Genomic DNA, 6,626 nt, shown 5'->3' with positions numbered 1-6,626 from the left:
ACGAGGAGACCTATTGTGGAACGTGAATCGATGGAGTTTGACGTACTCATTGTCGGCGGTGGCCCCGCTGGATTATCAGCAGCCTGTCGTCTAAGACAAATCGCTGAAGAGACTGGTAATGAAATCAGCGTATGCGTTGTAGAAAAAGGATCTGAGGTTGGCGCCCACATCCTGTCTGGCGCAGTTCTAGAACCAACAGCGTTAAATGAGCTGTTCCCTAATTGGAAAGAAATGGGCGCACCATTAAATACCGCTGTAACAGGTGATGAATTTTACTTCCTGACCAATCAGGAAAAGTCGGTAAAACTTCCAAACGCTTTTATCCCTAAACCTACACACAACGATGGCAACTATATTGTTAGCCTTGGCAACGTTTGCCGCTGGTTAGGCGAGCAAGCTGAAGGACTTGGCGTAGAAGTATACCCAGGCTTTGCTGCAGCAGAAGTTTTATACCATGAAGATGGTCGTGTAAAAGGTGTTGCTACTGGCGACATGGGCATCAGCGAAGACGGCCAACAAAAAGACTCTTACATGCCAGGCATGGAGTTACACGCTAAATACACAATGTTTGCTGAAGGTTGTCGTGGACATCTTGGCAAAGAAATCATCTCTAAGTTCAACCTAGATGAAGGAAAAGATCCTCAGCATTACGGTATCGGCATCAAGGAACTTTGGGATATCGACCCAGCTAAACACCGTGAAGGTACTGTTATGCACGGCCTGGGTTGGCCACTAAGCGAGTCTTCATCCACAGGCGGCTGGTTCCTTTACCACATTGAAAACAACCAAGTAGTACTCGGTTTAATTACTGACCTTAGCTATAGCAACCCACACGTATCACCTTTTGAAGAGATGCAACGTTGTAAGCTTAACCCTGTACTAAAAGATGCCTTAGAAGGCGGCAAGCGTGTTAGTTATGGCGCTCGAGCACTGATTAAAGGCGGCATCAATGCACTTCCCAAGATGTCATTCCCTGGCGGCATGTTAATTGGCTGTGACGCAGGAACAATGAACCCGCTGAAAATCAAAGGTTCTCACACAGCAATGAAGAGTGGCATGCTGGCTGCAGAAGCTGTTGCAGAGAAGCTTGCTGGCGGTGCAGAAGGCGAAGAAGCGACCAACTTTGAAGCGAAGTTCAAGAACAGCTGGCTACACGACGAACTGTACAACACGCGTAACTTCGTTGGCGTTATGCATAAGTTTGGCACTTACCTTGGTGCGGCTTATACATTTATCGACCAAAACATCTTTGGTGGTAAACTGCCTTTCAGCTTCAGCGATAAAACTTACGACCATGCTGCACTTAAGCCAGCAGCAGAATGCAAAAAGATCGACTACCCTAAGCCGGATAACAACATCACCTTTGACCGTCTTACTTCTGTATTCCTATCGAATACAAACCACGAAGAAGATCAAATGTGCCACTTAAAGCTTAAGGATGACTCTATCCCTCTTGGCCACAACCTGACTAAGTTTGATGAGCCTGCACAGCGTTATTGCCCAGCAGGTGTATATGAGATTGTAGAAGAAGATAACGGCGATAAGCGCTTCCAAATCAACTCTCAAAACTGTGTTCACTGTAAGACCTGTGATATCAAAGACCCTGCACAAAACATTACCTGGGTCACACCAGAAGGCGGCGGCGGTCCAAACTATCCGAATATGTAGATTCATATTCAAAGAAAAAGGCAGCCTAGGCTGCCTTTTTTATTTCCTTATGGGAAAGCGCTAACTAATGCAGCGACCCACCATCTGGCTGACCATCTTGAAGCGCAAGTTCTCTTCTTGCTCGCTCCATATCCAACTCATCAACGGGGCCACTCAAGTAATAAGGTAAGGTCGTCACACGCTGACTCAATTCTATCACTTTACTTTCAACCAAACGTTCAACTACTGAGTAAATAGTTTTCTCCAGGTTATCGGGAGGCGTCGAGTACTGAGCAGACAAGTGATCAATCAACTGCTGAAGGGTATGAAAGCCATCCGCTAACGAAACAACCAAACCTAGCCAGTCATCCAAAGGCGTTGTGTTGTCTATGTTTAAAATATCTACCAGAGCAACTCGCCCCTCTTTAGATGAGAAAGGTGCAATACGATAAAAAAACTGACTATTATCCATAAGTTCATATTCCAAGTAATCTTTGACGTATATTTAAACCTAATATCCACTTAACATATATACCCAATTTGAACCTTCACCTACCACCTCAGAACCTCAGTCTTCGAACACTGGTTCCTCAAACTCTTCAAACTCTTCAAACTCTTCAAACTCTTCAAACTCTTCAAACTCTTCAAACTCATAATGGTCTTTTTCATCCCTTTCATAATCAGATTACCGGCGACTCACCGTCCAAGAAATATAATAATCGATGGTATGGCAGAGCCTCTATACAGAGACTTATGGACAAAGGCTTCATGTTGGGCGCCAGCTATTACTTCAAGCAAGCATCTTCTATAACAAGAGAGCCGATCAGAAAGCTCGGATTGAGCACAACTTGGGTACCTAATCGAAAGCGCAGTTACAGCTTGCTCTCCGGATTTGGTTTGAGCGAATCCAGCTCAGACTGATCCCTGGGTATCCAAAGTAGCTTTAAGTTCTAAATTCAGTTGAGGTCCAAACAACTGAGCTCAACAAGGCAAAAATAAAAAACCCGCATAAGCGGGCTTTTGAATATCACATTAAGTTTGGCTTATTGCCAAATAATCTTCTGCTTACTGCCATACCATCCGTCTTGAGAAGGTGCGTAAACATCTTCGATTACATTACGCTTAATTTTCATTGTCGGCGTCAGGAACTCATTTTCAATCGTCCACTGCTGATTCACAACAACCATAAATTGCAGCGCCTCATGCGGGTCAACCGAAGCATTAACCTCTTTCATTAAGGCTTCCAATTCCGGCTCAACCTGCTTACGGAAAGACTCATCACCCTGCTTAGCAAAAGTTTCATCCGAAAGCATCAACAAAGCATAAGGCTGAGGCTGTTCAGCACCAGCAACACAGACCATCTCTAAAGAATCATGACCAACAATCTTGTTTTCAATTGGCGCTGGAGCAACATACTTACCTTTACTGGTCTTAAAGATTTCCTTAATACGACCAGTAATACGCAAGCGACCCATGCTATCAATTTCACCCTTATCACCAGTCAGCAAGAAGCCATCCTCGGTAAAGGTTTCTTTGGTCTTTTCTTCGTCTTTATAGTAGCCCATCATCGTAGCAGGGCTCTTGACCTCGATCTCACCAATTTCTGAAATACGCTGTTCAACACCCGGCATCGGCTCACCTACATAACCAACCTTTGAGCGGCCTGGCAATGAGATATGAGAATATGCAAAATTCTCAGACATACCGTAACCTTCTAGCAATTCCAGACCCAGGTTACGATACCAATTAATGATATCACCTGATAACGGCGCCGAACCACTTCCAGCAAAACGGCAGTATTCCAAGCCCAGAGCAGTCAATACTTTCTTCTTGACCAAACCAGACACAATTGGAATCTTAAGCAAACGATTTAGTTTCTTAGGAGGCATCTTCTTAAAGATACCTAGTTGGAACTTGGACCACAGGCGTGGAACAGAAATAAAGACCGTTGGTTTAGCACGACGCAAGTCGTCCAGGAAGGTATCCAAAGCATCAGCAAAAAATAACTGAGCACCTATATGGATAGAGGACTGCTCAACCGCAAAACGTTCAAACACGTGCGCCAGTGGCAAGTAAGATAACATTCTATCAGTAGGCTTTATATCCAAAGCTTGTGCAACACCGCTTGCTGCAATACCTAAGGCCTCAAATGACAACATAACGCCTTTTGGCTTGCCGGTTGAACCCGATGTATAAACAATCGTCGCTAACTCGTCAGCATCCCGAACAGTATCTTCTTGTATCGGAGCATGCTCAGCAACCAGGTTATCCCAGCTTGGGTAATCTGTTTTTGGACTTAGAGGATAAGAAACACAAGGTAAATCATCTGGCACACCAGGTTTCATCATTTCCCAGTCGTCCAGTTTACCAACAAATAACAACTGCGTTTCACTGTGCTCAAGGATATACTTAACCGTTTCAGCATTTAGCGTAGGGTAAAGAGGTACACATATATGACCCGCCATCCAGATCGCCAGATCACTCATGATCCAATGCGCACAGTTCTTCGAAAGAATACCGATTCGACTTTTTGGTGGTAAATCTAAAGATTTAATATAGCTAGCCATCCTTCTGGCCTCGCCAACTGCTCGGTTCCAGGTATATTCCTGAACCACGCCGTTACCCATTGGCTGAGTTAGATAAATATCATCCGCTTTTGCTTTTTCCCAGCGATATACCTGCTCAAGAGGCAGCTTTACTTTCTTCAAAGAGGTCATGGTGATGTCTGTAGCCCTATTGTATTTAGTTTAGAAATTCCGTCTTTCAACTTAGATTTATACCCGAAGCTGATCATAATAAAAGGTGTGAACAAAAATTAAAATAAAAAACTGTAAAACACCCGAAAAACTTAGTAATTTATGGCTCCTTTATGCAGATAGCCAATACTCACAACTACTCAGTAAACACATACGGAATGATCTGATTGTTTTTTGAGGTCTCATGAAAGCCGAAGTAACAGAAAACGACTCGGAGTCACGCTCCCATTCAATCAATAATAGTCAAAGCGTGCTATTCTGCAAGCAGTGCAAGCATGGCCACATGATACCCTCATCCGAAGAGGGCGACCCAGGAGCCCATAAAAGAACTTATTTATATATATAAGTCCAAGAAGCTTTTAATTGCGTCACGCACGTCACTGCCACTATCCCCTAGTAACAAGACATTCAAAACAATAGATACCACCATCACAACCGCAAGCAGTATCGTTAACCAATTCACTCGCTGATACTTTATTACTGTCTCTTTTTGAACAATTTCCGGGGCATCTTCTCGAGGAGATTCAATGACTTTCGTCTTTTCCTCCTCCTGAAGCGGCAAAAGCTCGGACAAGACAGACTCAACGCTTTGCGGTCTCTGTTCTCGGCGACGTGACAGCATGCGACCAACTATTTGCTGAATATCAACGGGTAATTTAATGAATATCTGGGTCTTAACCAGGTTGCCATCCTTAAATGCTGGAGGAACCCCCGTTAATGCATGATAAAAAATTGCGCCAAGCGAAAAAATATCAGATAACTCGTCCTTTCGATCATCAGCATCTCCATACCAGTTACCATCTCGCTCTTTGACACGATAATGCTCATCCAAACCAAAGTCTGTCAATTTAACCTGGAAATCTGAAGTCAACAAAACATTGCTAGGACGCAAATTGCCATGGCAAACCCTATTTTGATGCGCAAACGCCAAACCTCTACAAATTTGAACCGCCGTATTCAAAAACATCTGCATTCCCATAGGTTCAATCAAGCGGTCCTGCAGACTGCCACCCGAGACATATTCCATAACAACAATGAATACACTATCGTTCTTGGATGTTCCTAGAATATTAACCAGATTCGGATGCTTCAAACTGTGAAGCATTTTTGCCTCACGATACCCCGTAAAAGTAGAGGTACGCTTCTTAATTACCAGAAGCTTGTGAGAGGACTTATCTTCATACAAATAAACCGCGCCAAATTTGTCTTCCTGCATAACATCAAGTAAGCCAAATTTTTGCTGAATAGAGGCTAAGCCTTCTCCTGCCCGATTCACTTGTTCCTCAGCAATATGCTGACCTTTCATCGCCAAAAGCAACTGAGTCCGGACCTGCTCTACAGACTGAGGACGTTCAGCAGGGTCAACAGCAAGACACTGATGAATAAGGTTTTCAAGGGCTGGAGTTATATTGGCATCAATCTGAGCCATTGGAGGCGCATTGGGTAGTGGCAAGGTACTGGTGAATAATTCATACATCACCACTCCCAGCGAATAAACGTCACTCAAAGTAGAGGTAAAGGCGATGCCTTTGTGCTGCTCAGGAGCCATATAGGCTTCTGTTCCCATGATTAAGCGCGTTTCATCAGGGTTCATATCTTTATCGGCTTCAAAAAAAGAAGCGATACCGAAATCTAAAAGACGCGCAAAGCCCTCTCTATCGATGATGACATTTGCCGGTTTGATATCTCGATGAATAACATCAAATTTATGCGCATAGGCGATTCCTTTACACATTTGAATAGCGATATCGACTTTTTGGTTAAAATCAAACTTCCGCTCAGTAATCGCGTCCGCTAAGTTTATGCCCTCAACGAATTCCATCACGAATACAGGGCGCCCCTTGCTTGTCGTTCCACGATCGATAACATGTATTATGTTGGGGTGGTTCAAACGGGCGATAATTAAGCTTTCTCGCTTAAAACGCTTTATGACTGAGGGATTATCTGAAAGCGTTGCCGACAGAACTTTAATCGCAACTGGACGATTCAGCGACAACTGCATACCACGATATACCGTGGCCATGCCTCCTTCACCAATTTTGTCTTGGTACGCGTAACGACCCTCTTTCATATTGTTCTTCCGTCCTTAGAAACTAGATAAAGAAAATCAAAAACACTATTGCGAACAAGACCAAAGCCAACATCATCGACCTACCTTTGAGATGACGCAAATAAGCTCTTTTATCAAACGCGTGGCGGTAAGTACCTTCAAGCTTAGGCGGG

Annotated in this window: 4 protein-coding genes; 1 reads left to right on the top strand and 3 read right to left on the bottom strand. The window is 43.9% G+C overall.

The genetic code is table 11. The features are described 5' to 3' along the window. Positions 1 to 15: 15 nt before the first annotated feature. Entirely contained in the window at positions 16 to 1,668 is a 1,653-nt protein-coding gene (locus A3756_RS05095) for an electron transfer flavoprotein-ubiquinone oxidoreductase (RefSeq protein WP_068508388.1), read from the top strand. A 64-nt stretch (positions 1,669 to 1,732) separates the two neighbouring features. On the opposite strand, the gene A3756_RS05090 is transcribed toward A3756_RS05095, so the two are convergent. From A3756_RS05090 to A3756_RS05080, 3 genes are all read right to left on the bottom strand, one after another. Beyond that, positions 1,733 to 2,119, bottom strand: a complete 387-nt coding sequence (locus A3756_RS05090; protein WP_068508390.1) for a PqqD family protein — start codon at positions 2,117 to 2,119, stop codon at positions 1,733 to 1,735. A gap of 571 nt (positions 2,120 to 2,690) precedes the next feature. Further along, the gene (locus A3756_RS05085; protein ID WP_068508392.1) at positions 2,691 to 4,364 is read right to left on the bottom strand and encodes an AMP-binding protein; all 1,674 of its coding nucleotides are present in this window, start codon (positions 4,362 to 4,364) and stop codon (positions 2,691 to 2,693) included. 373 nt (positions 4,365 to 4,737) lie between these two features. Then, complete coding sequence (locus tag A3756_RS05080; protein ID WP_068553013.1) at positions 4,738 to 6,474, bottom strand: serine/threonine-protein kinase; 1,737 nt, start codon at positions 6,472 to 6,474, stop codon at positions 4,738 to 4,740. Positions 6,475 to 6,626: the final 152 nt, after the last annotated feature.

Source organism: Oleiphilus sp. HI0086 (assembly GCF_001635225.1).
The sequence above is the reverse complement of the archived record's forward strand: the minus strand, read 5'-3'. Positions and strand labels throughout refer to the sequence as shown.